Origin of the sequence: Acetatifactor aquisgranensis (genome assembly GCF_943193215.1) — a bacterium.
Lineage (GTDB): Bacteria > Bacillota > Clostridia > Lachnospirales > Lachnospiraceae > Acetatifactor > Acetatifactor aquisgranensis.
Map to the genome: position 1 here is coordinate 1 of NZ_CALPDH010000010.1, position 25,849 is coordinate 25,849.

At 48.7% G+C, this 25,849-nt stretch carries 24 protein-coding genes and 1 pseudogene; 22 read left to right on the top strand and 3 right to left on the bottom strand.

Annotated elements, in window-relative coordinates; all coding sequences use genetic code 11:
* Window positions 1–194: 194 nt before the first annotated feature.
* The 3 genes and pseudogenes from NFS35_RS10080 to NFS35_RS10090 form a co-directional block, all read right to left on the bottom strand.
* Window positions 195–1,118 carry a sensor histidine kinase gene (locus tag NFS35_RS10080; RefSeq protein WP_160253989.1) on the bottom strand — a complete coding sequence of 308 codons (924 nt, stop codon included), beginning with the start codon at window positions 1,116–1,118 and terminating at the stop codon, window positions 195–197.
* A gap of 1 nt (window position 1,119) precedes the next feature.
* Window positions 1,120–1,821: a response regulator transcription factor gene (locus tag NFS35_RS10085; protein ID WP_251207002.1), complete on the bottom strand. Its 702-nt coding sequence runs from the start codon at window positions 1,819–1,821 to the stop codon at window positions 1,120–1,122.
* Between the two features lie 283 nt (window positions 1,822–2,104).
* Window positions 2,105–2,477: pseudogene (locus tag NFS35_RS10090) on the bottom strand (TnpV protein).
* 534 nt (window positions 2,478–3,011) lie between these two features.
* On the opposite strand from NFS35_RS10090, the gene NFS35_RS10095 reads away from it, so the two are divergent.
* From NFS35_RS10095 to NFS35_RS10200, 22 genes are all read left to right on the top strand, one after another.
* Window positions 3,012–3,755 (top strand): ATP-binding protein, encoded by a 744-nt coding sequence (locus NFS35_RS10095; protein WP_251207004.1) that lies wholly within the window; start codon window positions 3,012–3,014, stop codon window positions 3,753–3,755.
* A 64-nt stretch (window positions 3,756–3,819) separates the two neighbouring features.
* Window positions 3,820–4,089 carry a hypothetical protein gene (locus tag NFS35_RS10100; RefSeq protein ID WP_251207005.1) on the top strand — a complete coding sequence of 90 codons (270 nt, stop codon included), beginning with the start codon at window positions 3,820–3,822 and terminating at the stop codon, window positions 4,087–4,089.
* Between the two features lie 55 nt (window positions 4,090–4,144).
* Window positions 4,145–4,744 carry a hypothetical protein gene (locus tag NFS35_RS10105; RefSeq protein ID WP_251207006.1) on the top strand — a complete coding sequence of 200 codons (600 nt, stop codon included), beginning with the start codon at window positions 4,145–4,147 and terminating at the stop codon, window positions 4,742–4,744.
* A gap of 100 nt (window positions 4,745–4,844) precedes the next feature.
* The gene (locus NFS35_RS10110; protein WP_251207007.1) at window positions 4,845–5,285 is read left to right on the top strand and encodes a recombinase family protein; all 441 of its coding nucleotides are present in this window, start codon (window positions 4,845–4,847) and stop codon (window positions 5,283–5,285) included.
* Window positions 5,286–5,716: 431 nt separating this feature from the next.
* A complete protein-coding gene (locus tag NFS35_RS10115; RefSeq protein WP_251207008.1) occupies window positions 5,717–5,932 on the top strand; it encodes a type II toxin-antitoxin system Phd/YefM family antitoxin in 216 nt (71 codons plus the stop codon).
* A complete protein-coding gene (locus tag NFS35_RS10120; RefSeq protein ID WP_251207009.1) occupies window positions 5,932–6,357 on the top strand; it encodes a PIN domain-containing protein in 426 nt (141 codons plus the stop codon). The genes NFS35_RS10115 and NFS35_RS10120 overlap by 1 nt, the downstream gene beginning before the upstream one ends.
* A gap of 798 nt (window positions 6,358–7,155) precedes the next feature.
* A complete protein-coding gene (locus tag NFS35_RS10125) occupies window positions 7,156–8,220 on the top strand; it encodes an FtsZ/tubulin family protein (protein WP_251207010.1) in 1,065 nt (354 codons plus the stop codon).
* A gap of 279 nt (window positions 8,221–8,499) precedes the next feature.
* The gene (locus NFS35_RS10130) at window positions 8,500–9,396 is read left to right on the top strand and encodes a tyrosine-type recombinase/integrase (RefSeq protein WP_251207011.1); all 897 of its coding nucleotides are present in this window, start codon (window positions 8,500–8,502) and stop codon (window positions 9,394–9,396) included.
* Between the two features lie 74 nt (window positions 9,397–9,470).
* Window positions 9,471–10,568 carry a redox-regulated ATPase YchF gene (gene ychF, locus NFS35_RS10135; RefSeq protein WP_251207012.1) on the top strand — a complete coding sequence of 366 codons (1,098 nt, stop codon included), beginning with the start codon at window positions 9,471–9,473 and terminating at the stop codon, window positions 10,566–10,568.
* A 20-nt stretch (window positions 10,569–10,588) separates the two neighbouring features.
* Window positions 10,589–11,455 (top strand): prolipoprotein diacylglyceryl transferase, encoded by an 867-nt coding sequence (lgt, locus tag NFS35_RS10140; RefSeq protein ID WP_251207013.1) that lies wholly within the window; start codon window positions 10,589–10,591, stop codon window positions 11,453–11,455.
* 393 nt (window positions 11,456–11,848) lie between these two features.
* Window positions 11,849–12,280 carry a division/cell wall cluster transcriptional repressor MraZ gene (gene mraZ / locus NFS35_RS10145; protein ID WP_251207014.1) on the top strand — a complete coding sequence of 144 codons (432 nt, stop codon included), beginning with the start codon at window positions 11,849–11,851 and terminating at the stop codon, window positions 12,278–12,280.
* Window positions 12,281–12,292: 12 nt separating this feature from the next.
* Entirely contained in the window at window positions 12,293–13,222 is a 930-nt protein-coding gene (rsmH, locus tag NFS35_RS10150; protein ID WP_251207015.1) for a 16S rRNA (cytosine(1402)-N(4))-methyltransferase RsmH, read from the top strand.
* A gap of 56 nt (window positions 13,223–13,278) precedes the next feature.
* Window positions 13,279–13,785: a cell division protein FtsL gene (locus NFS35_RS10155; protein ID WP_251207016.1), complete on the top strand. Its 507-nt coding sequence runs from the start codon at window positions 13,279–13,281 to the stop codon at window positions 13,783–13,785.
* Window positions 13,786–13,794: 9 nt separating this feature from the next.
* Entirely contained in the window at window positions 13,795–16,089 is a 2,295-nt protein-coding gene (locus NFS35_RS10160) for a penicillin-binding transpeptidase domain-containing protein (RefSeq protein ID WP_251207017.1), read from the top strand.
* Window positions 16,090–16,153: 64 nt separating this feature from the next.
* Complete coding sequence (locus NFS35_RS10165; protein ID WP_251207018.1) at window positions 16,154–17,878, top strand: peptidoglycan D,D-transpeptidase FtsI family protein; 1,725 nt, start codon at window positions 16,154–16,156, stop codon at window positions 17,876–17,878.
* Between the two features lie 27 nt (window positions 17,879–17,905).
* Entirely contained in the window at window positions 17,906–18,862 is a 957-nt protein-coding gene (gene mraY / locus NFS35_RS10170; RefSeq protein ID WP_251207019.1) for a phospho-N-acetylmuramoyl-pentapeptide-transferase, read from the top strand.
* A 62-nt stretch (window positions 18,863–18,924) separates the two neighbouring features.
* Complete coding sequence (gene murD / locus NFS35_RS10175; RefSeq protein WP_251207020.1) at window positions 18,925–20,307, top strand: UDP-N-acetylmuramoyl-L-alanine--D-glutamate ligase; 1,383 nt, start codon at window positions 18,925–18,927, stop codon at window positions 20,305–20,307.
* A 12-nt stretch (window positions 20,308–20,319) separates the two neighbouring features.
* Complete coding sequence (locus NFS35_RS10180; protein WP_251207021.1) at window positions 20,320–21,504, top strand: FtsW/RodA/SpoVE family cell cycle protein; 1,185 nt, start codon at window positions 20,320–20,322, stop codon at window positions 21,502–21,504.
* 111 nt (window positions 21,505–21,615) lie between these two features.
* On the top strand, window positions 21,616–22,866 hold the full coding sequence (murA, locus tag NFS35_RS10185) for a UDP-N-acetylglucosamine 1-carboxyvinyltransferase (protein WP_251207022.1): 1,251 nt from the start codon (window positions 21,616–21,618) through the stop codon (window positions 22,864–22,866).
* 10 nt (window positions 22,867–22,876) lie between these two features.
* Complete coding sequence (locus NFS35_RS10190; RefSeq protein WP_251207023.1) at window positions 22,877–23,584, top strand: cell division protein FtsQ/DivIB; 708 nt, start codon at window positions 22,877–22,879, stop codon at window positions 23,582–23,584.
* Window positions 23,585–23,704: 120 nt separating this feature from the next.
* Window positions 23,705–24,853 (top strand): cell division protein FtsZ, encoded by a 1,149-nt coding sequence (gene ftsZ, locus NFS35_RS10195; protein ID WP_251207024.1) that lies wholly within the window; start codon window positions 23,705–23,707, stop codon window positions 24,851–24,853.
* A 146-nt stretch (window positions 24,854–24,999) separates the two neighbouring features.
* Complete coding sequence (locus tag NFS35_RS10200; RefSeq protein WP_251207025.1) at window positions 25,000–25,842, top strand: sigma-E processing peptidase SpoIIGA; 843 nt, start codon at window positions 25,000–25,002, stop codon at window positions 25,840–25,842.
* Window positions 25,843–25,849 lie beyond the last annotated feature (7 nt).

The window sequence follows — 25,849 nt, forward strand, 5'->3', positions numbered from 1 at the left end:
GGGACCAATTATTTCTTGACAAACTGGGGGTTCCAGCGTTCTGATGTTTTGAGTACTGATTATTCGACTTTTAGGTTTCTATATGGATTTTAAAATATTGATATCTGTCTGCGAAGTCCATTATATATTATGAACCTTGCCAAAACCTTGCCGAAACCTTGCTTTTTTCATGTTTTGCAAAAAGCCCTGTGCTGTCACAGGACTTTCCGAAACATGATTATAAATGTTGTGCCTACACTAGGGATGCTTTCCACTTTTATTTCTCCCTTATGTGCATTTACAAGTTCCTTTACAATGGCTAATCCTAATCCGTTCCCATCCGCCAGACGGGAATCATCACACTGATACATCCGTTCAAAAATATGAGGAAGATTGGACGGTGAAATTCCTATGCCATTATCCGTAACCGCAAGCTGAGCCTGACTTTCATTCTCTGTTATCCGTAAAGTCAGTTTATTTCCACCGCTGTGTGTTAAAATATTTTGAATTAAGTTATTAAGAATACGGATATATGCACGAACATCTATTTTCATAAAATATTCGTTTTCTGGAATATCAATATCATATTCAAAATGACTGTTCTCCAATGTGGGTATCCAGTCCGCCATAATATTACGAGTTAGTTCGTTTAAGTCAAGTTGTTCAAAATGATATACTTGTTCTCCTGCATCCAATTTTACCCACTCAAACAGAGATTCTACAAATTCCTTTAATTGATGTGCCTTTTCCGTGGCAATCTGAATATAAGTTTCTTTTTCTTCTCCTGCAACAAGGTTTTCAGTAACCGCTTCTAAATAGCCGACAAGAGAAGCTAACGGCGTTTTTACATCGTGTGAAAGGCTCGTCATAAGCCGCTTATATGCCTGTTCGGATTGTTGCTGCCGAATAAACTGTGATTGATTTGTAGTAGCAATTCTGTTGATGTCATAGCAAATTTGCTTTGTCATATCATTTTCTTTCGCCAGTACACGACGATTTAAGTTGCCTGCTTTTATATCTTCTAAAGCTTCCTTAATGACAGACAAACTTTCCTGTACCCGTCGTAATTTTATACTTAAAAGCAGTACACACACCAACGAAAGACATAATGCAACAAACAGAAATACATTACAATTCATATTATGCCTCCCCATTAAAACGATAGCCTATACCTCGGACGGTTAAAATATAAAAAGGATGCTCTGGGTCTGGCTCTATCTTTTTACGCAGTTTGCTGATAAAAGACATAATATTGCTGTCATCAAAAGCATATTCTTCTTCCCATACTTGGTTATAAATCTGTTTTTTTGTAAAAATGCTCCCCTTATTGGATGCCAAAAAACTAAGTAAGTCAAACTCCTTGCCAGTCAATTCTGCCCGTATCCCATTTATCTCAACAATACGGTTTACATTATCAATCGTCATTCCTTGAAATGTAAGCGTATCTGCATCAGGGCAAGAAACAGGATTAAATTGAGTGTACCGTCTAATCAACGAATTGACACGAGCCATCAATTCATTCAGACTAAATGGTTTTGTTAAGTAATCATCAGCCCCCATTCGCAATCCAGAAACCTTATCCTCCTCATCGCTTTTAGCAGTCAGCATAAGTATGGGCACATTGCTTGTCTGACGAATTTTCTGTAAGACTTGAAAGCCATCTAAATCTGGCAGCATAATATCAAGAATGATAAGCGAACAATCATCACTGTTTTCACTTGCAATCCTTAAACCTTCAGCTCCACTGTTAGCTATCATCGCTATATAATTTTCCTGTTCTACGCATTTCTTCATAAGAAAGCATAGCTCTTTATCATCGTCTATAATAATTACTTTATTCATTTTTCTTTTCCTTTCCATCATGTGTCCTGCCATCAATAAGTTTTTGGATATTCTGGGGAATATACCCAAACATATTAAACATCCCAATGTGTACGGTATCTATTATAGCCACTTGAACAAACTGTATCAATAGGGCAAATATGAACTCTCACCACCCAAACTAAACTGAAATATAACGCTTTTCCGCTTACACTATCAAGATTTCTGCTGATTTTTAAGGCATAAAACAAGAGGATAGGTATTCAATCCCTATCCCCCGTTTTGGGCTTTTTACGCTTTGCAGCTATACAAAAATAATCTCGTTATTCACAATCTTCCTTGCACACGCCCTTATGTTATTGAGCTTTCCCGTCCATTCTAAGGCGTTTTCTGCCTTTAACTGTTCCGTTGCCCTGTGCCTGTTTCATGTTCTCTATAAGCCTTTCAAAGCGTTCCTGCGCCTGTCTGTCAATGTCGGCAAGGTAGGCGTTCAGCCTGCCGCTTGTGAGAAGATTGGTGTATGTAACCCTGCGGTACTGCTTCAGATAGTCCAAGTGCCACTGTCCCCATACGCCTATCGGCTGTTCTTCTTCGGCGGGTACATTTAAGCACGGAATTAGATAATCACCTTGCCTTTCGTATTTGCCGCCCAGTTCCTCAAAAATCGTCTTTGCCATTGTCTGTTACCTCCACATTCATTTTTATTTTGAATGTCCGCAAAATCCGTCCTACATCTGTCCACCAGAGATTAGAGATAAGAGTATAGAGAATAGAGAATAGAGATAAGAACTTAGATAAAAGAGAGAGTAAGGAACAAGGGCAGTTCCTGAGAGAAAAAGGCACTCTCCCACGCCCTTATGGGAAATATGGGAATGTCATTCTTACGGATAGGGAACTGGAAACGCTGAAAAATGACTTTCCGGCAGATTACCTGTCCATGATAGAACATTTATCGGAATACATGGAATATTCAGGAAGAACATATAAAAACCATTTAGCAACTATGGAATGTTGGAAAAGAGCGGATTTGAAAAAAGAACGGAAAACAGGGACAGGGTATACTTATAACGGCAGTTTTAAGGAGGGTGACAGTTTATGATCGGTGCGGTTGTTGATGAAGTGCTGAAAGAAATGGAAAATGCCGCAAATGAGGGAAGAAAAGCGGCTGATGATTATATGGATACTGAAACGGGGTTTTTGATGTGCGGAAAATGCCATACAAGAAAGCAGAAAAAATCTCATTCTTGGGGGTGGAGCGTGTTGTCGGCTGTCTGTGTCAGTGTGCATCGGAGGAAATGGAAAGGGAGTGTGAAAAACACAGGGCGGAGGAAGAACTTCTGCATATCCGGCAGATGAAAAGCGCAGGATTGCAGGACAGCACTTTCTTTGATTATACATTTGCAAACTCTGACGAAACGCACCCATGCGCCAAATATGCACGCCGCTATGTGGAACATTTTGCAGAATTTCAGAAAAACGGGCAGGGGTTATTGTTCTGGGGCAACGTGGGAACGGGCAAGACATTCCTTGCAGGCTGTATTGCCAATGCGCTCATGGAGAAGAATATCCCTGTGCTGATGACCAGTTTCCCGAAACTGTTGAATGCACTCGGTGGGTTATACAGCGGCGAAAAAAATGAGTACCTGAAAAGCCTGAACCAGTACAGACTTCTTATCATTGACGATTTAGGAGTGGAGCGTGACACTCCCTATGTGCTGGAAACAGTTTATCTTGTGATTGATGAACGCTACAAAAGCGGGAAATCGTTTATCATTACAACAAACCTGTCACTGGAAGAACTGCGCAATCCGGCAGATTTGGAACATGGGCGCATCTATGACCGCATCATGGAGAGATGTGTTCCTGTTGCTTTTTCGGGGAAAAATTACCGGACAGACAAAGGAAGGAAGAACGTGGAGGATGCTGCGGGCAAATTGAGGGATGAACCGGCGTGAAATGCTGTTGAATTTGAGATAAAATAATGATATGATAAAGGCACAAAAAGGAAGGAATTAAGATATGGCAAATATATATGACGGGGCATTCTGGACAATATTAAATGACTGCAGGAAGCTGATAATCCCCGTAATCAATGAAATTTTCGGGGAAGCATATACAGGGGAGGAAGAAATCCGCTTTTTCCCCAACGAGCATTTTTTAGACCAGCAGGACGAAGCAGACAAGGAACGGATTACGGATACGAATTTTACGGTTTTTGGAAAAATACCAAAGAAATGTAGAGTGCGAAAGCAGTCTGCCGGACGGAAGAATCACCATAAGGCTTTTTGAGTATGATGCGCAGATAGCGCTTGATGAGGGTAAGGTTACGGAGGAAACGCTGACAGTGACATTTCCCAATACTGCGGTTCTGTATCTTCGGACTTACCAAAAAACACCGGATAAAATGAAATATGTGATTGTTACACCGGGCGGAACAGTTCAGTATGATGTGCCGATTATGAAAGTACAGGCGTATTCGCTGGACGATATTTTTGAAAAGAGGCTGCCGATGCTGATTCCGTTTTATATTTTTTCACATGAGAAAGGCTTTCCGGAGTATAATAGTAATGAGCAGAAACTGGTAGAATTGAAGGCGGAGTATCAGAAAATTTTAGAAAGGCTTGATGAACTGGAACAGCAGGGAGTGATCGGGGCGTTTGACAAACGCACAATCATAGAGCTTTCCGGCGATGTGGTTAAAGAGATTGCACAGAAATACGAGAATGTGCAGAAAGGCGTAGGTGATATGATGAGCGGAGCATTGATTGAAACAAGTGCAAGGACTATTTTAAATCAAGGAATAAAGCAAGGCATTAGTGAAACAAAAAAGCAGACAGCACTTAGGATGCTGAAAATGGGAAAGCTGACAATCGAGGAAATTGCAGAATGTTCTGAACTCAGCGTGGCAGAGGTAGAACAGCTTGCAGGACTTCAAACGGTGTAAAGCGATAATGTGGAAAATTTAATATTGCAGCCATTAAGCAGGGAATAACTGATGATTCAGATTTGTTTCCCTGTTTTTTTGCAGGAAAACGGAGGACAGCATGATGGATTCTAATTTCGCAGCATTACAACAGCTTCACAGCAGTTTACGGGTTGCCATATATTGCAGGCTCTCAAAAGACGATAACCTTGACGGGGAAAGCGCAAGCATACACAACCAGCGTGATATGCTGGAAACATGGTGTCAGGAGCATGGTTTTACCGTTGCGGGCGTGTATGCTGATGACGGGTATTCCGGTTTATACATGGACAGACCGGACTTCCAGAGAATGTTAGCCGACTGTAAACAGGGCAAGATTGATATTGTGGTGACTAAGGATATGTCAAGGCTCACCCGAAACAGCACACATTCAGGACAGCTAAGGGACGAATTTTTTCCAAAACATCATATCCGCTACATAGGCGTGACGGACGGCGTGGATATGGGGAAAGATGATGACCTTATCGCATTCCGCAGCGTCAATGGCGTAGATTTGAATTAGACTGGGATAATCTATCCAGGGAAGGACATCAGGTAAATATTAAGGCGATTTTTGTTGATAGTGATGAAGAAGGGACATATTCACCTTTTTGGTGTATCAGAGAGGCAATTGATGAAGATGATGTGAGCGAATATGTAATAACAAATGATGATTTACAGTAATTTGGATTTTATTATTTTCAGTATCTTAAAACTACGATTTCATGTTTATCTACTAGCAAGAAAAATGATTTAGCAAAAGATAGAAAGATTTTAGAAACTTACATTGAATCGCAGGAATATAAATTACATGATATCCAATGCCCAGTCCATAATAATCTTACCATAGATAAAATTGTAAAACAGCTTGAAGCAGCCAAAATAAATTCGCACGAATATATTTACAATATCGCACGAATAATATATAATGATAGCACGAAGGGAGGGAATGCCATGTCAATCACAGCTACAGAGTTGAAACAGAATTTAGGGAAGTACCTGTTGCTTTCCGTCAATGAAGATATATATATCACAAGGAACGGCAAGACGATAGCGAAGCTGACAAACCCGAACCAGAACAGGGTAGAAGTGGCGAAGTCATTGTTTGGAATACTGCCTATAGATGCAGATATTGAAGAGTCAAGGAAAGAAAGGCTGGATTCAAAATAATGAAGATACTCGTTGATACCAATGTGATAATCGATGCATTGACTGGAAGGGAGCCTTTCAGGGAGACGGCAGAGCAGATATTCATGCTTGCTGCCAACCAGACAGAGGATATGCATATCACAGCAAGTTCCGCAACAGACATATACTACCTGATAAGGAAGCATCTGCATAGTACGGATAAAGCGAAACATGCCATGGAGAAACTGTATGAGTTGTTTTATATCCTGGATGTTACAGCAGAAGACTGTAAGGATGCGCTATCGTCAGAAGTGAAAGATTATGAAGATGCTGTCATATCCTGTTGTGCCTTACACAATAAAATGGATTATATCGTGACAAGGAATGTCAAGGATTTTGAACAATCTAAAATCAAGGCGGTCTTGCCAGATGATTTCATGAAACTGATAATGAACGATGAAGAGTAATGTCTTAATTCCATAGTTCACATCCTCAAAAACTACCAATCTGCATCCAAATGCATTGAGGTAGTTTTTTATATTTTTTTCACATAGTCCAACTTATTGGACACCCTTATCTGTATAATAGTGTCTATAGGCTGGCAGACAGGCTCATTCCCATAAGATACAACCGAAAAAGAACTAATGTTCGATTCTGCTATTGACAAATACAAACATATGTTCTACAATAACGAACATGACAGGAACAGGCCTGCCATATAACAGAAGACCTATCCAGAATCATGCAAACGGTGTTGGCGCACCTCTGATCATAGATAGGCCTTGATACATAAAAACGGATAAACCGCTTGGATATATTAAATCATTTTCCGTGCTTCAAGTCAAGCAATTTCAAGCGGTTCAGCTGTGATTTCGGTGGAAATAGTTGTAAAAAGTATTCTGAAAGTGTTTTTCAGAGAAGTTGTTCCAGTAAAAGGAGAAGTAATGTAATTATATGTAATAGTGGATATATGAAGCGGAGGTGAAAGATAATTGGAGAATAATTTATGCAGAATTCAGTATGTGATTCTACATAACATGAGGAAACAAAAGGCAGTTCATCAAATGCGCTCCATGTCATGCAAAGAGATATGCGATATCATGGAAAACCGATTTAAGGTAACTACAATATATAAACACATCAGTATTCTGGAGAGGTATGGATATGTAGAAAAGGGAGCTAAGATTGAAAGGGCATATGGTTATATCTTAACAAAAAAGCGCTGGATATATTACCAATAATAGATGTAGAGGAGGAGACGAGTGATGAGCAATAGTACAGTAAAGAACAAATGTGGATTTTTGGCAATAGGAGCAGGTGGTGGTAATGTCTGTGTTCCATTTTATAAGGCAGGCTATCCGTCCCTATTCGTAAATTCAGCCAGACTTGACTTGGACAGCTTGACGGAAGTGGATGAAACGTATAAGTACCATATTCCAGGTGGTGAAGGGTGCAATAAGGACAGGAAGAAATCAAAAGAGTTGTTCCGTAAGGATATTGATAACATTATAAATGAAATCAAAGAGAAGCTGCCAGGGATTGAGTATCTGTTCATCATTGGGGCTGCTGGCGGTGGAACAGCTTCAGGTGTCCTTGCATCTATGAAACGGGTTGCTATGAATGAATTGGGTTTGAAAGCATGTATCATTGTCACGATATTGCCCAATACAAAGACAGAATCTGTAAGGGCATTGATTAACGCATATGAGACACTGGCAGAAATAGAGCAGTTAGATGAGGCTGGAATGACCATTATCCTTGACAATGACAAGAATGCAAACAAGATGCGGATAAATGAGATGTTCTTCTGCTATTTGGATGCACTGTTGACCAACAGTTCCAGTTCCGTGCTAGGGAATGTTGACAATGCGGAAGTTGAGGAAATGATTTCTACAACAGGGATGGCGATAATATCAAAGTTAGGGAAAGATAAGTCAGACACCCAACAGCTTATCAGTACATTCCGTAACAACATTTATGCTCCACTTGAGGATGATAAGATACTCAAGTATATAAGGCTGATCAATGCTGGGAATGGGAAGGATATCCAGACTGAGGATATCAATAGCGAAATCGGTACGCCTCTTGATACATTTATTGGCTATGAAGCAGATGCGACTATCTGCATTTTGGCAGGTTTATCACTTCCTTACACGAAAATGGACGAAATCAAAGAAATTATTGATTCTAATAAGGATGCGATAAAGCGTAACTTGACAGCACAAAGCAGAAACAAATTATCTGAAGGATTAGGATTCTTTGATGATATAGTTCCAGCAGATAAACCCCAAAATGAGAAGAAAAAGAGTTATAGGGATTTATTGTTTTGACTGAGTATAAGAGTTCGATATGAAAATATGTGTATTGGATAGTAGTTAGTAATTGCTATATGTGAGATAAAATAAAAGTAAAATATATTTAAACGATGTTCATTATATTTAAGAAATTTCTTGAACTTCATTTAAATTTATCTACGACATCCGTATAGCCATCTATGATGTCATATGCCTGGACACCTGGTGAAACGTAAAGAATTTGAAAAGTACTTAGAGAAGAACATTGAAATATGAAGTTGAAATAAGAGTCTGGATGTGGTAGTATAATATACTGTGTCAAAGGAAAAAAACACACGCCCGAATACAGTGAGGAATTATCGTGAAAGATATGAGTATAATATCCGGGATGTGATTGGGGACATGGTTATATCAGAGGTAAAGCCGATGCACTGTCAGAAAGTGCTTAATCTCATGGAAAACAGCTACAAAGGTTCTGCAATCGAGCAATGCAGAATTACTATGGCGAGTATGTTCTTCTACGCACAGGAAAATCAGATTATACCGATAAGCCTGGTCGTAAAATCAGTTAAAACGCCTAAGAAGATTGAAAAGAAGGTAAGGTTCCTTACCTTGGAAGAACAGGACAAGTTCTTGAAGGCGGCAGAAGGGACGGGCAATTATTGTCAGTTTGCTTTGATTTTGCAGACTGGCTTACGGACTGGTGAGATGATTGGGCTAAAATGGGAAGACATAGATTTTCGAAAAAGAACGGTCAGCGTCAACCGAACAATGGAATTTCGCTATGGTGACCAGGAGTTTCGTATCGGAGAGCCAAAAAGTAAAGCTGGCTACAGAACCATTCCAATGACGAAAGCTGCTTATGATATTTTGAAAGCAAAGGAAAAGGAAAGGCATGCGATAAAAGTACTGGACATCAGATACAAAGATTTTGTGTTTATTAATAGAAAGGGTATGCCGACTAAAAATTCCACCTATGATTCTGCAATATACAAGATAGCGGATAAAGCGGGTATCCCCAGATTTTCGATGCATACATTAAGGCACACCTTTGCTACAAGAGCGATAGAAGCAGGAATGAAACCTAAAACCCTTCAGGAAATACTCGGTCATGCAAATATAGGGGTAACAATGAACCTGTATGTACATATAACCGAGGATGAGAAAGAAAAGGAAATCAAGAAGTTCGAACAGGCATTCAAGATTGGCTGATGGTGCGGAAATGGTGCGGAGGCCGACTGGAAAATGCTTGAAACCCTTGAAAATAAAGGAGATGTGAGATTATTATGAAATTAGGAATCGTCGGCCTGCCGAACGTAGGAAAGAGCACATTATTCAATTCACTGACAAAGGCCGGGGCAGAATCGGCCAATTACCCTTTCTGCACCATCGACCCGAACATCGGAATCGTCGCCGTGCCGGATGAGCGCATAAAACTGCTGGGAGACATGTACCAGTCAAAGAAAGTCACCCCCGCCGTGATAGAGTTCGTGGACATCGCCGGTCTGGTAAAGGGCGCTTCCAAAGGCGAGGGCCTGGGCAATCAGTTCCTGAGCAATATTCGCGAGGTGGATGCCATCGTCCATGTGGTCAGGTGCTTTGAAGATGCGAATGTAATACATGTGGATGGCAGCGTGAATCCTCTGCGGGACATCGAGACCATCAATCTGGAGCTGATTTTCTCCGATCTGGAGGTGCTGGAGAGGAGGCTGTCAAAGGTTTCCAAGGCTGCCAGAATGGACAAGACCTGCGCCAAGGAACTGGCCCTGCTGGAGCGGATCAAGGAGCATCTGGAAAGCGGAAAGCCGGCCAAGACCCTGGAGGCTGCCGATGAGGACGAGCTGGCGCTGCTGCGGGAATACAATTTCCTGACCTGCAAGCCAGTCATCTACGCCGCGAACGTGGCGGAGGAGGATCTGGCCGATGACGGCGCCTCCAACCAGAAAGTGGCGGATGTCCGCAAATTCGCGGAGGATGAGAACAGCGAGGTGTTCGTCATCTGCGCGCAGATCGAGCAGGAGATTTCCGAGCTGGACGATGACGAAAAAGCAATGTTCCTGGAGGATCTGGGGCTTTCGGAGTCCGGGCTGGAGAAGCTGATCAAGGCCAGCTACCATATTTTGGGCCTTATGAGCTTCCTGACGGCAGGCGAAGATGAGACCAGGGCGTGGACCATCAAAATCGGCACGAAAGCGCCCCAGGCTGCCGGAAAGATTCATTCTGACTTCGAGAGAGGCTTCATCAAGGCAGAGGTGGTCAATTATAAGGATCTGCTGGAGCAGGGCTCCCTTGCCGCCGCCCGGGAAAAGGGGCTGGTGGGTATGGAGGGCAAAGAGTATGTAGTGAAAGACGGAGATGTCATCCTGTTCCGCTTCAATGTGTAATGAGAGAAAGGAAATAGCTTATGAATGTTGGCGATATCGCGTTTCCGAATCTGGGAATCTATCTGAGGGATGTGCCGAAGTCTTTCAGCGTGTTTGGCTTCAGCATTGCCTATTACGGCCTGATCATCGGCATCGGCGTGCTCTGCGGCATCCTGATGGCGGCGCACATGGCCAAGGTGAGCGGCCAGAATCCGGACGATTACTGGGACTTCGCAATCTATGCCGTCGTTTTTTCCATCATCGGGGCGCGCATCTATTATGTGGTGTTCGCGTGGGATTACTATAAGGACAATCTTCTCGGTATTTTCAATACGCGTAACGGCGGCATGGCCATTTACGGCGGCGTCATCGCCGCGTTCATCACCCTGTTCGTCTACGGCAGGATAAAGAAGAAAAATCCTCTCCTGATGGGGGACACCTGCATGCCGGGGCTGATTCTGGGACAGGCCATCGGCCGGTGGGGGAATTTCATGAACCGGGAGGTCTTCGGCGAATATTACGACGGCCTGTTTTCCATGCAGCTTCCCATAGACGCGGTGCGGGTCAGGGACATTTCCGAGAACATTGCGGCCCGCATCCCGGAGGGCGCCAACTATATCAATGTACATCCCACCTTTCTGTATGAGAGCGTGTGGAACCTGCTGGTGCTTGCCGCGATTCTCTGCTATTGGAAGCATAAAAAGTTCGACGGGGAGATATGCCTGCTCTATCTGGGGGGCTACGGACTGGGGAGGTTCATCATCGAGGGCATCCGCACCGACACCCTCTTCATTCCCGGTACACAGGTTCCCGTGTCCCAGGTGCTGGCGCTGTTGATGCTGGTCTTCGCGATAGCGGTTGACATCGCGGTGAGGCAGAAGAAAAAGGCTGGCGCAGGGTCAAAATAAAGACGAAATTACGTGAACAGGTCTGCTGATTTCCGCTATGGAGACAGTCGGGCCTGTTCTTTCGACAAAAAAGTTTACGAATTGACATAAGAGCTTTATAAACCTTTAAAAATTTTATAAGGAAGCCGAAAACTATATCTTGTGTGAAGATGCTGTTAATGGAACAATATATTGTGTTTCATTTTCGGCATTTTCTTTTTTGTTGTCCTAAAATCCGTTTGGAATCCCAATCGCACAAACTTTCGGCTTGTCAAATGATGAATTATATATTAAAATCAATAACGTAGTGGGATGGATATGGCATGAAAACCCATAAAGTGGGATGAAAGACCAAAAAAGGGTTGGAATGCGCAGTCCCGTGGCGGTTCCGGCTTTGATGGGTGGTGATTGCTTTTGTTCATGGGCAGATACAATCATACAATCGACCCCAAGGGCAGGCTGAGTATTCCTTCAAAGTACCGGGAAGTCCTGGGGGATGAATTCGTGGTATCAAAGGGGATGGACGGCTGCCTCTTCGTGTATGCCAACGAGGAATGGAAAGTCTTCGAGGAAAAGCTGGCGTCCCTGCCGCTGATCAACCCGGAGGCCAGGCAGTTTGCAAGATTCTTCCTCTCAGGGGCCCAGTCAGTGACCGTGGACAAGCAGGGACGTATCCTGATGCCCCAGGATCTGCGGGATTTCGCAGGTCTGGAAAAGGATGTGGTGCTGGCCGGTATGGGAGGCCGCATTGAGATCTGGAGCCTTGAGAGATGGAACGCGAACAGCGAATCCGTGGACATAGGTGCCATATCCCAGGGCATGATGAACTTAGGCCTGACTATCTAAGGAGGAGCATCCATGGAATTCAGACACTACTCCGTGCTTTTGGAGGAGACCATTGAACAACTTCATGTGAAGCCGGACGGTATCTACGTGGATGGGACCCTGGGGGGCGGCGGACATGCCCTTGAAGTGTGCAGAAGGCTCGGGAACGGGCATCTCTACGGCATCGATCAGGACGGCGAGGCTGTCTCGGCAGCAAGGGAGCGCCTTTCCTCTTTTGCGGACAAGACCACTTTCATCAGGGAGAATTACTGCAACATGAAAGCCGCGCTTGCCGCGGAGGGTGTGGAAAAGGCGGACGGCATCGTAATCGACCTGGGCGTATCCTCCTACCAGTTCGACAATCAGGAAAGGGGCTTTTCCTACCGCTTTGACGCGCCCCTTGACATGCGGATGGACCGCAGACAGACTCTGACGGCGAGGGACATCGTAAACGGCTATCCGGAGAGCGAGCTCTTCCGCATCATCAGAGATTACGGAGAGGACCGCTTTGCGAAAACAATCGCGAAGCACATAGCAAAAGCAAGGGCGGACAAGCCCGTCGGGACTACTTTCGAGTTAAATGAAATCATCAAAGCCGCGATTCCGGCGAAAATGCGCCAGAACGGACATCCCTCCAAACAGACTTTCCAGGCCATACGCATTGAGTGCAACAGGGAGCTGGAGGTGCTTCGGAATTCACTGGATGATTTTATCGAGATACTGAATCCGGGAGGAAGGCTGTGCATCATTACTTTCCATTCCCTGGAGGACCGCATTGTAAAGACTGCTTTTAAGAAAAATGAGAACCCCTGCACCTGCCCCCCGGAATTTCCCATGTGCGTGTGCGGTAAGGTCTCAAAGGGGACTATGGTGACGAAGAAGCCGATTCTCCCTGGGGAGAGGGAACTTACAGAGAACAGCCGTTCTAAAAGCGCGAAGCTGCGTGTGTTCGAACGTGCATAGAGACAGGAAGACCATAAGGACATCAATCAAATAAGACAAAGAAAGCGGGTATTGAAATGGGCCAGAATAGAAGGAACTATCGGCGGAATACATACGAAGAAAACAGAAGGGCGTACCTGGGAAGGAACCGCGATGAGTACGTCTATGGAAATGCAGTCAGGAAAATCAGTCCACAGGAGGAATGGGAGCAGACACCGGCGAAAAAAGTGAATCCCGGCGTGCGCAAGAACAGGGAGAAAGCGAGGCACATGAGCGCAGGCTATGTCATGTTCCTGGCAGTAGCCCTCTGCGCGGCGGCATTCATCCTGGTGAATTATATTCAGCTGCAGTCCGAGCTGACCACCCTGACAAAGACAGTGGCCGACAAGGAGAGCGAGCTGAATATTCTCAAACTTTCCAACGATGAGGATTATAACCGAATCATCAGCAGCATCAATCTGGAAGATATCAAGCGCGTGGCCATCGGAGAGCTGGGCATGGGCTATGCCAAAGAAGGGCAGATCGTGGAATATGAGAACGAGGAAGGCGATTACATGCGCCGGGTGACGGAAAGCAATAAATAGGAGTGCAGCGTGAAGAACAGAAATGTCAAGAAGTTTTCAATCAAAATGCAGAAAAAGCTGGTGGTTCTGTTCATCCTGCTGTTATTTCTGTTCATCGGCCTGATTATCCGGCTGGTGTGGATTACGAGAGAAAATGAGACGGATTACCAGAAGCAGGTTCTGTCCCAGCAGCAATACACATCCACCACCATCCCCTTTAGACGGGGAAATATCCTGGATGTGAAAGGGACCAGGCTTGCCACCAGCGAGAAGGTGTACAATCTGGTCATTGACGCCAAGGTCATGAATTACAGGTCTCAGTACCTGGAGCCGACTCTGAAGGCGCTGGGCGATAACTTCGATCTGGACATGACAGCCATCAGGGCCCATGTGACCACCAACAAGAAATCTTCCTGGTATGTGCCTTTGAGACAGCTGACCTATGAGGAAATCAGCGGGTTTCAGGAGGCCCAGCAGGCGGACTCCAATATACAGGGAGTCTGGTTCGAGGAGGAGTACAGGCGCATATACCCCTATGGTTCTCTGGCGTCGGATGTCATCGGCTTTTCCGACAGGGACAATATGGGAAGATATGGATTGGAGGAATACTATAACGATACGCTTAACGGCGTCAACGGAAGAGAGTACGGCTATCTCAACGATGATCTGACATTAGAGCGCACCGTGAAATCCGCGGTGGACGGCTACGACCTCCATTCCACCATCGATGCCAATCTGCAGATGATGGTGGAGAAATATTTAAAGCAGTACAATGATGAGCAGACGGATGCTTTCACAAAGGGAAACGGCGCGGAGAACGTGGGCTGTGTGATGATGGATGTCAACACGGGGGAAGTGCTGGCCATGGCGAGCTACCCGCCCTATGACCTGAATGACGTGCGGAATACGGACAGTCTGCTGGGCACCAGGTTGCTGGAGGAAATCACCAACGCCGCGGGCTATAAGGAGATCAGGAAGACGGACACCGTCATCACCGAAGAGGTGCTGGCTTCTTTGAGCGAAGAGCAGCTGTATGTGAATCTGAATTATCTGTGGCAGAATTATTGTATCACCGGCACTTACGAGCCGGGTTCCACGGCCAAGCCCTTTACGGTGGCCTCGGCGCTGGAGGACGGCGTCATTTCACCGGATCTGAACCTGGAGTGCAACGGCGTCATGGAAATCGGCGGATATGACATTAAATGCCATAACGGGCCGGAGGGCTGGCTGACCCTGGAGCAGGCAGTGGCGAATTCCTGCAACGTGTCCATGATGAAGATCGCCCAGCTTATGGGGACGGATGAGTTCTGTGAGTTCCAGCAGATTTTCAACATCGGCCTGAAGACGAACATCGACCTGGCAGGAGAAGCGAGGACGGCAAACCTGGTCTATGTGGCGGACAATATGGGGCCGACGGATCTGGCCACCAACAGTTTCGGCCAGAATTACAACGTGACCATGATCGAGATGATCGCGGGCTTCTGCTCATTGATTAACGGCGGTTATTATTACGAGCCCCATGTGGTGAACAAGATTACCAATTCAAACGGCGCCACAGTGCAGAACATCGAACCCAGGGTCCTGAAGCAGACGGTATCGGAGTCCACCTCCGAGCTGATCAGGCAGTACTGCAGGGCTGTAGTGGCATACGGAACCGGCGTGACAGCCAGACCGGCGGGGTACATGATAGGCGGCAAGACCGGAACGGCGGAGACTATAGATCCGAATACGAACAAACGTTCCGAAACGGAGCATGTGGTATCCTTTATCGGATATGCTCCGGCGGATGATCCGCAGATTGCGATATATGTAGTGGTGGACAGGCCCAATTCCGACAAGCAGGGCAATGCCAGATACGCCACGAAGATTGTACGCAATATTCTGACAGAAGCGCTGCCCTATCTGAATATCTTCATGACAGAGGAAGTCTCGGAGGAGGAGAGGCAGGAACTGGAGGCGCTGCAGCTGTCGATTACCAGCCAGTATACCCAGACCCCTGAGAGCGGAGAGGAACCGGAAAACGGCGAAGGCGCAGAGGGAAACCAGACGGGCCAGGAAGGAAACAATGGAACTGGCGGGGAAGGGAACGGCGGAACCGGCAGCGAGGGCGGCCAGGAGGGGAACTCGCCAGAAGGCGGACAAGGCGCTGCGGAACAGCCCTGGATGGCTTACCCGATCGATCCCGAGACCGGCTACCGTGTGGATCCTGCTACGGGCAGGTCCTATGATGCCCAGACCGGAGCGCCCATCGATCAGGGAGAATCGGTGCCGGATCCCGGCATCCCGGTCAATCCGAATCTGCCCGTGAATCCCAACATGGAGTAAAAGCCCAGGCATAACCTCAAAGAGACAGGAATAAAGTATAGTAACACTTATTCCTGAGGCATACATGCTGACAGACAACAATAAAATATTCCACAGAAAGAAGATTCTGACCATCTTCCTTGTCTGTACCGGCATTTTCCTGGCGCTGTTAGGGAGGCTCGTCTATCTGTGCGTGTGGGAATCGGAGCATTACTCCGCCATGGCCACGCAGCTGCATGAGAGGGAGCGAAGCATCAAGGCGGCCAGGGGCCGCATCCTTGACCGGAACGGCATAGTACTGGCGGACAACAGGACAGTGTGCACCATATCTGTCATCCATAACCAGGTGGAGGATCCGGAGAAAGTCATCGAAGTCCTCAGCCGCGAGCTGGAGCTCTCGGAAGACTACGTGCGGGGGCGCGTGGAGAAGTATTCCGCCATGGAGCGTGTCAAGAGCAATGTGGATAAGGAACTGGGAGACAGAGTCCGGGAATACGATTTGGCCGGAGTCAAGGTGGATGAGGACTACAAAAGATATTATCCCTATGATGACCTGGCCAGCAAGGTGCTGGGCTTTACCGGCGGCGACAATCAGGGAATCATCGGACTGGAGGTGGTCTATGACGAATACCTCCAGGGAGAGCCGGGAGAAATCCTGACCATGACGGACGCCAGGGGCATTGAGGTGGAAGCGGCGGGAGAACGGCGGGTGGAGCCGGTGAGCGGACTGGATTTACATATCAGCCTTGACTGCAACATTCAGTCCTATGCTGCCCAGCTTGCCCGGCAGGCTATGGCCACAAAGGAGGCGGACAGCGTGTCCATTCTGGTGATGAATCCCCAGAACGGAGAAATTTACGCCTGCGTCAATGTGCCGGAGTTCGACTTGAACAATCCCTTTGAACTGCCGGAGGGGACGCCGGAAAATATCAGTGAGGAGGAGTCCCGGAATATTTTGAACGGCATCTGGCGCAACGGCTGCATCAATGATACATACGAACCGGGATCTACTTTCAAAATCATCACGGCTGCGGCAGGCCTGGAGGCCGGAGTGGTGACCACGGAAAGCAATTTCAGCTGCCCGGGCTTCATCGTAGTGGATGACAGAACGATTCACTGCCACAAACGGGCAGGGCATGGGAGCCAGAACTTCACGCAAACGATGATGAACTCCTGCAATCCGGCTCTGATTTCCGTGGGGCTGCGGCTGGGTATCGACAATTATTACAGCTATTTTGAAAAATTCGGCCTGAAAAAGATGACCGGTGTGGACTTGCCGGGAGAGGCCGGGACTATCATGCATAGGAAAGAGGACATGGGCAATGTGGAGCTCGCGACAGTGGCTTTCGGCCAGTCCTTTCAGATTACGCCCATACAGCTTTTGACTACGGTTTCCTCCGTCATAAACGGAGGCAGGCGGATCACGCCCCACTTTGGCATACAGACAACGGATGCCCGGGGGAATGTGGTGGAACGCTTTGAGTACCCTGTGGCCACGGAGATCGTATCCGGAGAGACCAGCGCTACCATGCGGGGAATCCTGGAAATGGTGGTGCAGGAGGGGAGCGGCTCCAACGGCAAAGTGGAGGGTTTCAGGATAGGGGGCAAGACCGCCACCAGCCAGACACTTCCCAGAGGAAGCGGACGCTATATCGCTTCTTTCATCGGCTTTGCGCCGGCGGACGATCCTCAGGTAATCGCTATTGCCATTGTGAACAATCCCCAGGGAGTGTACTATGGTAGTCAGGTGGCTGCACCAATCGTGCGACAGCTTTATGAGAATATTCTTCCCTATCTGGGCATAGAATGACCTTATGATTTGTGAAAGGTATGACAAATGGGCAAAATCAGTATTACAGCAGTCATGTTTTCTTTCTTTGTCAGTTCCCTTTTGGGGCCGATGCTGATTCCTTTCCTGCGATGGCTGAAATGCGGCCAGATGGTCAGGAGCGACGGCCCTGCCGCCCATCTGAAGAAGATGGGTACTCCTACCATGGGAGGCGTACTGATACTGTTCAGCGTGACAGCCACCTCCCTGCTGTTCATAAAGGATTATCCCAGGATAGCGCCGGTGCTGCTGCTGACAGTGGGATTCGGGCTGGTAGGGCTCATGGATGATTACATAAAAGTGGTATGCAGGCGTTCCATGGGGCTTTCGCCATGGCAGAAGCTGTTAGGGCAGCTGCTGGTCACCGGCATCTTTGTCTGGTATCTGACCTGTTATACGGATGTGAGCCTTGCCATGAAAGTGCCTTTTCTGCCTGGCAGATATCTGGATTTCGGTGTCTGGAACATACCCATACTGTTTTTCGTCACATTGGGAACGGCGAACGGTACGAATTTCACCGACGGGCTGGACGGACTGGCGGGAAGCGTCACCTTGATGGTGGCGGTGTTCTTCTCCGTGGCGGCAATCGGCTCTTCGGCGGGGATAGAGCCTGTGACATGCGCCGTGGCCGGGGCGCTGATGGGATTTCTGCTTTTCAATGTCCATCCGGCGGCGGTCTTCATGGGAGATACCGGTTCCCTGGCGCTGGGAGGGTTCGTGGCGGGCTGCGGCTACATGCTGCAGATGCCGCTTTACATAGCGATTATCGGCATTATTTATCTGGTGGAGGTCTGCTCCGTCATCCTGCAGGTGGGATACTTCAGGATGAGCGGAGGAAAGCGGATTTTCCGCATGGCGCCCCTGCATCATCATTTTGAGCTCTGCGGATGGTCGGAGACGAAAATCACGGCGCTGTTCACCATCATTACAGCATTGATGTGCCTGGTGGCCCTGCGGGCCATGTAAGACACATGTGACGGGAAGTCAGAAAGGAAACAGAGATGAAATCTGGGGAGAAATTCCGGGGAATGAAACGTCAGGGCATAAAGTGCCTTGTGATCGGCTCCGGCCTGAGCGGAGTCAGCGCGGTGGCCTGCCTGGAAAGCATGGGGGCCGAAGTCATATTGTATGACAGCAATGAGAAACTGACGGAAGAATCTTTGAGGGCGCTTCTTCCTGCGGAGAGCAAAGCGGCCTGCGTGGCGGGGGAACTGCCGGATTCATATCTGCAGGACGTAGAGACTGTGGTGCTGAGCCCCGGTGTGCCCACGGATATTCCGCTGGTGAACCGTCTGCGGGAGAGCAGAATGGAAGAAGGGCATTCCATGGAAATCATCGGAGAGATTGAGCTTGGTTTTTGGCAGGAGAAAGGCAGAATAGCCGCCATTACGGGTACCAACGGCAAGACCACCACCACTACGCTGGTGGGCGAAATCATGAAGGCGCACCTGGGAGCGGAGAATGTGTTCGTGGTGGGCAATATCGGCAACCCCTACACTGCGGAGAGCAAAAAGACCACGGAACAGTCCGTGACAGTGGGGGAAATCAGTTCTTTCCAGCTGGAGACCACCCGCACGTTCCATCCGGCAGTCTCGGCAATCCTGAATATCACGCCGGATCACTTGAATCGCCATCACACCATGGAGGCCTACATAGCGGCGAAAGAGAACATCGCTGCAGCGCAGACAAAAGATGACATATGTGTCTTAAATTATGAAAATAAATACACGAGACAGTTCGGGGAGAGATGCCCTGCCAGAGTGGTATATTTTTCTTCTGCAAGGGAGCTGGAAGACGGCTATTATCTAAAGGGAGACAAAATATTTAAGAGTATTTCCGGCAGCGGGCAGGAGCTCATGGACATCCACAGTGACATGAGACTGGTAGGCCTGTGCAATGTGGAGAATGTCATGGCTGCCATTGCCATCGCACAGGGGATGGGAGTGCCCATGGACACGATTCTGGGCGTCATCAGGGAGTTCAGGGCCGTGGAACACCGCATTGAATTTGTGGCCACGAAAGCGGGAGTGGACTATTACAATGACTCCAAGGGGACCAACCCCGATGCGGCCGTCCAGGGAATCCGCGCCATGAACAGACCCACGATTCTGATTGGCGGGGGGTACGATAAGAACAGCGAGTATGACGAATGGATTGAAAGCTTTGAGGGGAAAGTGAAATGGATGGTGCTGATCGGCCAGACAAAAGAAAAAATCGCGGAATGCGCCAGAAAGCACGGCTTTGAAAACATCCGTTTCGCGGATACATTTGAGGAATGTCTGAAACTGTGCACCAGTCTGGCCGAAAGCGGCGACGCGGTGCTTCTCTCACCGGCCTGTGCCAGCTGGGGGATGTTCTCCAATTATGAGGAGCGGGGGCGCCTTTTCAAGGAATACGTGAATCAGTTGTAGAGGGGTATATGGATGAGGGCACAGGTAAGACATAGACGGAAGAGAAAAGAGCAGTCGGAATATTTTTTTGACTACAGCCTCTTATTCGTTGTGCTGTTCCTGCTGGGCTTCGGTTTGGTGATGATTTATTCGGCCAGTTCCTATGAAGCATTCCAGAGTTACGGGGAAACTACATATTATATGAAGAGACAGCTGATAGCCATTGTAATCGGCATGGTGATGATGATTGTGGTGGCGAATATTCCCTATCATTTCTGGGAGCGGTTCGCGCTGTTGGGGTACCTGATATCCATGGCGCTGGTGCCTGTGGTGCTGACGCCCCTGGGGGTGGAGTCCCACGGAGCCAGGCGCTGGATCAAGATTCCCGGCATCGGGCTGAATCTGCAGCCGGCGGAGGTGGCGAAGCTGTGCCTGATTCTCTTTCTTGCGGTGATGGTATGCAAAATCGGAAAGAATGTGCGCACCATGAAGGGCTTCATCCTCATGGTTGTCCTGCCTATCCCCGTGGTGCTGGAAATCTATCTGATTACCAGGAACCTGAGCTCCGCCATCATCATCATGGGAATTTCAGTGCTGATGGTATTCGTGGCAAGTCCTGACTACAAGAAATTCATTGTCATGGGCGCTTTGGTAGTGGCAGCGGCGGCGCTGGTAGTGTTCCTGGCGGTATCCTCCACACAGAACGCCGCGGAGGGGGAGGAGGTGAACTTCCGTTTTGGAAGAATCACCGCATGGCTGGATCCGGAGAGCGATGCGGCGGGCACAGGCTTCCAGACTTTGCAGGGCTTGTACGCCATCGGCAGCGGCGGCGTCTGGGGCAAGGGGCTGGGGCAGAGCATGCAGAAGCTGAACTACCTGCCTGAGGCCCAGAATGATATGATCTTCTCCATTATCTGCGAGGAACTTGGGCTTTTCGGAGCCATTGCCGTCATCATCATGTTCGTCATGCTGCTGTGGCGGATGATGGTCATCGCCAACAACGCGCCGGATCTGTTCGGAGCCATGCTGGTGGTGGGCGTCATGGGACATATCGCCATACAGGCCATCCTGAACATCGCCGTGGTGACCAACAGCATCCCCAACACGGGAATCTCTCTTCCCTTTATCAGTTACGGAGGCTCCTCAGTGATGTTTTTGCTGATAGAAATCGGGCTGGTCTTAAGCGTGGCAAGGCGGATACAGTTAAAGGAACTGTAAAACAAGGCAGCTTTTCGCATGCTTTTTCAGGAACCGGGATGGGACAAGGTACGCTTCCGGCGTTTCCCTCATAGGATAGAATATCCAAAAACTTGAGCCGGATGGTGCTTTATGGATTCTATTCGTATTCAGGGCGGTATTGCCCTACAGGGAAAAGTTCGTGTACAAGGTTCTAAAAATGCTTCGCTGCCTGTGCTGGCGGCTACGCTGCTTGTGGGAGAGGAGTCTCTTATCAGGAATTGTCCCAGAATAGCGGATGTATACTCCATGATCAGCCTCTTGAAGAGCCTGGGCTGCAGCGTACACTGGCAGAAGAGGGGCATTGCCGTGGACTCGTCACAGGTGCGCAGGGCCGAGATGCCCAAAGACGCGGTGAAAGGGATGCGTTCTTCCCTCTGTCTTTTGGGAGCGCTGATCGCAAGATGCAGCGAGGTGGTCATGGAGCATCCGGGAGGATGTGTCATAGGAGAACGTCCCATCGATCTGCATCTGTCCGCGCTGAGGCAGATGGGGGTGGAGTTTACAGAGGAAGAGGGATGCCTGCGAGCCGTATCTGACAGGCTGCATGGAGCGGATATCGCTTTGCCGTTCCCTTCTGTGGGGGCTACCGAGAATATAGTCCTGGCAGGGGTGATGGCGGAGGGCGATACCGTGCTCGAGGGGGCAGCCATGGAACCTGAGGTTTCCGCATTGTGCCTGTTCCTGCAGCGGTGCGGCGCGTGGATCGAGGGCGTCGGGACTGACAGGCTGGTGATTCACGGCGGACGGCGGCTGTATGGAACCGATTTTACGGTGCCGGCGGACCGGATTGTGGCGGGGACTTATCTGTTCGGCTGCATCGGCGCCGGGGGCAACGTGCTTCTGGAACAGGCCCCTGAGGAAGAGATGCGGTCGGTGCTGGAGGCTGCAGAACAGATGGGCGGGCGCGTATATGCCTCCAGGGAGGGCATCTATGTACAGGCTCCCGCGAGGCCCGCAGCCATAGAACTGGTCACAGCGCCCTACCCGGGCTTCCCCACGGATCTCCAGTCAGTGGTGCTGGCGGTGGAGACAAGGGGAAAGGGACGCAGCCGTATCCGGGAGCGTATCTTTGAGAACCGTTTCCGTGTGGTGGAGGAGCTGGAAAAGATGGGGGCTTTGGTGGAAGCGGACAGTCCTGAAAGCGTGCTGGTCCACGGTGTGGAGACGCTGCAGGGCGCTCATGTGGAGGCCAGGGAACTGCGGGGCGGCGCCGCTTTGGTGGTGGCCGGGCTGATGGCGGAGGGAGAGACCTTTGTAGGGGGATGTCCCTATATCTACCGGGGATATGAAAACATTGGCAGGGATTTCAGAGAATTAGGAGCGCGTGTGGCAAGTGTTTAGGAAAAGCAGAGTGAGTATCTGTATTTTACTGGCGATTCTGTTCCTGGCCGCGGCCGGGGCAGCGGGCTATGTCAAAAAGACATATACCATTCAGACGGTTTACGTGGAGGGGAATGTCCATTATACAGAGGAAGAGATTAAGGCAATCGTCATGAAAGGGCCTTTGGGGGACAATTCCCTCTATCTTTCCCTGAAATACAAAAACAAGGGGATAGAGGGCATTCCCTTTGTGGACGTGGTGGACGTGGACATCCTCTCTCCGGATACGGTCAAGATTATCGTGTACGAGAAGAGCCTGACAGGCTGTGTGCGGTATCTGGACACTTACATCTATTTCGACAGGGACGGCTATGTGGTGGAGAGTTCCAGCATCAAGACGGTGGGTGTGCCCCAGATTATGGGCCTGCAGTTCGACTATATGGTCACAGGGGAAAAGCTGCCGGTGGGAAATGAGGAGATTTTCAACAGCATCCTGAACATTACCCAGATGCTGCAGAAGTACGAACTGGCATCGGACAAGATATATTTTAACAAATCCGGGGAGATTACCCTCTATTTTGAACAGGTCAAGGTCTCTCTGGGGAATGAGCCCGCTGCGCTGGAGGACAAGCTGATGATTCTCCCCGGGCTCCTGTCCAACCTGGAGGGGAAGAGCGGTACGCTGCAGATGCAGACCTATGACGCGGACAGCGGGAAATATGTTTTCAAGCCTGAGTGAACGCCGATGATTCTTTTACCTAATAATTGGAGTTTTTTGAAGAAAACAGTTGATAAATTTGAAAAATGATTATATGATAGTAAATATGGTAATGAAGACGGAAAAAAGGAGGGCATATCTTTGCTTGAAATTAAGACGAACGATGCTGAATCTGCTGCCAAGATTATAGTAGTCGGTGTTGGAGGCGCAGGTAATAATGCTGTAAATAGAATGATTGACGAACAGATTGACGGTGTGGACTTCGTGGGAGTCAACACGGATAAGCAGGCTCTGCAGCTGTGCAAGGCGCCGATGCTCCTGCAGATTGGGGAGAAGCTGACGAAAGGTCTTGGAGCCGGAGCGAAGCCGGAAATCGGTGAGAAGGCTGCGGAGGAGAGCGCCGAGGACATCTCTGCCGCACTGAAAGGAGCGGATATGGTGTTCGTCACCTGCGGTATGGGGGGCGGCACGGGAACCGGCGCTGCGCCCGTGGTGGCCAAGCTGGCAAAGGATATGGGCATCCTTACGGTGGGCGTGGTGACCAAACCTTTCCGCTTCGAGGCCAGGACGCGCACGGTGAACGCCCTCAGCGGCATTGAGCGCATCAAGGAGAATGTAGATACATTAATCGTCATACCGAATGATAAATTACTGCAAATCGTGGACAGGCGCACTACCATGCCGGAGGCGCTTAAGAAAGCGGATGAGGTGCTGCAGCAGGCGGTACAGGGCATCACGGACCTGATCAATCTGCCTGCCATCATCAATCTGGACTTCGCGGATATCCAGACCGTCATGAAGGATAAGGGTATCGCGCATATCGGCATCGGTGAGGGCAAGGGCGACGACAAGGCTTTGTCGGCTGTGAAGATGGCAGTGGAGAGCCCTCTGCTGGAGACTACCATCAGCGGAGCCACGGATGTGATCCTGAATGTATCCGGGGATATTTCCCTGCCGGATGCCAGCGATGCGGCGGACTATGTTCAGAGCCTGACCGGAGAGGATGTGAACATCATCTTCGGCGCTATGTATGATGAGAACAAATCAGACAGCTGTACCGTTACGGTGATTGCCACCGGCTTAGAGGAAGCGGGAAATACTATGCAGGCTCAGTCCAGATTTGGGACAGGCAGTATCTACAGACAGCAGAACAAGGGGATGAATACGCCTCCCGTACAGACTTCTCCTGTGCAGCAGGGATCTGTCCAGGGCATCCAGAAGCCTGTGGACATCCGCAGCTCCGTGGAGGAGAAGACATTGAAGATACCTGATTTCCTTCAGAGGAAATAGCGCAAAAGAAGCTGAAATAATTTGTGATATAGAGCCGGGCAGTTCCTGTCCGGCTTTTTTGTCGAAAAATTCTTGGGATTTTTCCCTCTCTTTGACAAATTCTGAAGTACAATCCCTTTATAATGATTATGAAAAGGATGATGCCGATGCACTATGAGCTATATGTTGACAGCCTGTTCTTTCTCAATTTCATGATGAACCTGTACCTTTTGCTCCTGGTGGACAGGAGCACCCTGCAGATTGCGGGCCTTGGCAGGATGGCGGCGGGGGCGGCCCTGGGAGCGGCCTGCGGGCTGATTCCTTTCCTGGGAGGAGGCCCCGGAATCCTGAAGCTGGCAGCAGGAGCGGCTGCCGGGACGGCGGGCATGCTCTGTCTCACATTCCGTGTGAGGGGCTTGAGAATGTTCCTGAAGCTTTTAGAGAGGCTGGTGCTGTATTCTTTCGGGATGGGCGGGGCCATGCTCTTCCTGATCGGGTTCGTGCCCGGACTTCGCGGGATAATTGTCAGCGTCCCGGGCATTTTGGGGATGGGAGCGGTCTTCTTTCTGCTGTTTAGACGGTTTAAAGACGATTTATATGCGGGAGACAGTCTCTGCAGGGCTGTATTGTCCAGAAAAGGGAAGAGATTTCAGGCGGTGGCCCTGATAGACTCCGGAAACAGCCTGTTCGAGCCCGTCAGCGGGAAACCTGTCTGCGTAGTGGGGAGGGCGGTGTTCGATGAATTGTGGGAAAGGGACGAAGAGGGCTTCCGAGCGGTCCCCTATCACAGCATCGGGAAGAAACATGGCATCCTGCCAGGCTATCTGCTTCCGGAACTTGTTCTGGAGACAGGAGGCATGAAGTATCGTTTTACCGATGTGTATGTGGCTGTCAGCCATGAGAAAATTTCAGCTGCGGACAGTGCGGGCGCAGAGTCCGTGAATATGATAATCAATCCCAGGCTCTTTGCGAAGGCCAAAAATGGGAGGCCGTGGGAAACGGCAGAATGAGAGGCGC

Excerpts from the sequence above, each read along its gene's own strand:
- mraY (WP_251207019.1), top strand. The coding sequence starts at position 17,906 with ATGGGCAAAATCAGTATTACAGCAGTCATGTTTTCTTTCTTTGTCAGT.
- NFS35_RS10120 (WP_251207009.1), top strand. The coding sequence starts at position 5,932 with ATGAAGATACTCGTTGATACCAATGTGATAATCGATGCATTGACTGGA.
- NFS35_RS10180 (WP_251207021.1), top strand. The coding sequence starts at position 20,320 with ATGAGGGCACAGGTAAGACATAGACGGAAGAGAAAAGAGCAGTCGGAA.
- NFS35_RS10100 (WP_251207005.1), top strand. The coding sequence starts at position 3,820 with ATGGCAAATATATATGACGGGGCATTCTGGACAATATTAAATGACTGC.
- murD (WP_251207020.1), top strand. The coding sequence starts at position 18,925 with ATGAAACGTCAGGGCATAAAGTGCCTTGTGATCGGCTCCGGCCTGAGC.
- murA (WP_251207022.1), top strand. The coding sequence starts at position 21,616 with ATGGATTCTATTCGTATTCAGGGCGGTATTGCCCTACAGGGAAAAGTT.
- NFS35_RS10125 (WP_251207010.1), top strand. The coding sequence starts at position 7,156 with ATGAGCAATAGTACAGTAAAGAACAAATGTGGATTTTTGGCAATAGGA.
- rsmH (WP_251207015.1), top strand. The coding sequence starts at position 12,293 with ATGGAATTCAGACACTACTCCGTGCTTTTGGAGGAGACCATTGAACAA.
- ychF (WP_251207012.1), top strand. The coding sequence starts at position 9,471 with ATGAAATTAGGAATCGTCGGCCTGCCGAACGTAGGAAAGAGCACATTA.
- NFS35_RS10110 (WP_251207007.1), top strand. The coding sequence starts at position 4,845 with ATGATGGATTCTAATTTCGCAGCATTACAACAGCTTCACAGCAGTTTA.
- NFS35_RS10200 (WP_251207025.1), top strand. The coding sequence starts at position 25,000 with ATGCACTATGAGCTATATGTTGACAGCCTGTTCTTTCTCAATTTCATG.
- NFS35_RS10085 (WP_251207002.1), bottom strand. The coding sequence starts at position 1,821 with ATGAATAAAGTAATTATTATAGACGATGATAAAGAGCTATGCTTTCTT.
- NFS35_RS10080 (WP_160253989.1), bottom strand. The coding sequence starts at position 1,118 with ATGAATTGTAATGTATTTCTGTTTGTTGCATTATGTCTTTCGTTGGTG.
- lgt (WP_251207013.1), top strand. The coding sequence starts at position 10,589 with ATGAATGTTGGCGATATCGCGTTTCCGAATCTGGGAATCTATCTGAGG.
- NFS35_RS10155 (WP_251207016.1), top strand. The coding sequence starts at position 13,279 with ATGGGCCAGAATAGAAGGAACTATCGGCGGAATACATACGAAGAAAAC.
- NFS35_RS10115 (WP_251207008.1), top strand. The coding sequence starts at position 5,717 with ATGTCAATCACAGCTACAGAGTTGAAACAGAATTTAGGGAAGTACCTG.
- NFS35_RS10165 (WP_251207018.1), top strand. The coding sequence starts at position 16,154 with ATGCTGACAGACAACAATAAAATATTCCACAGAAAGAAGATTCTGACC.
- NFS35_RS10095 (WP_251207004.1), top strand. The coding sequence starts at position 3,012 with ATGCCATACAAGAAAGCAGAAAAAATCTCATTCTTGGGGGTGGAGCGT.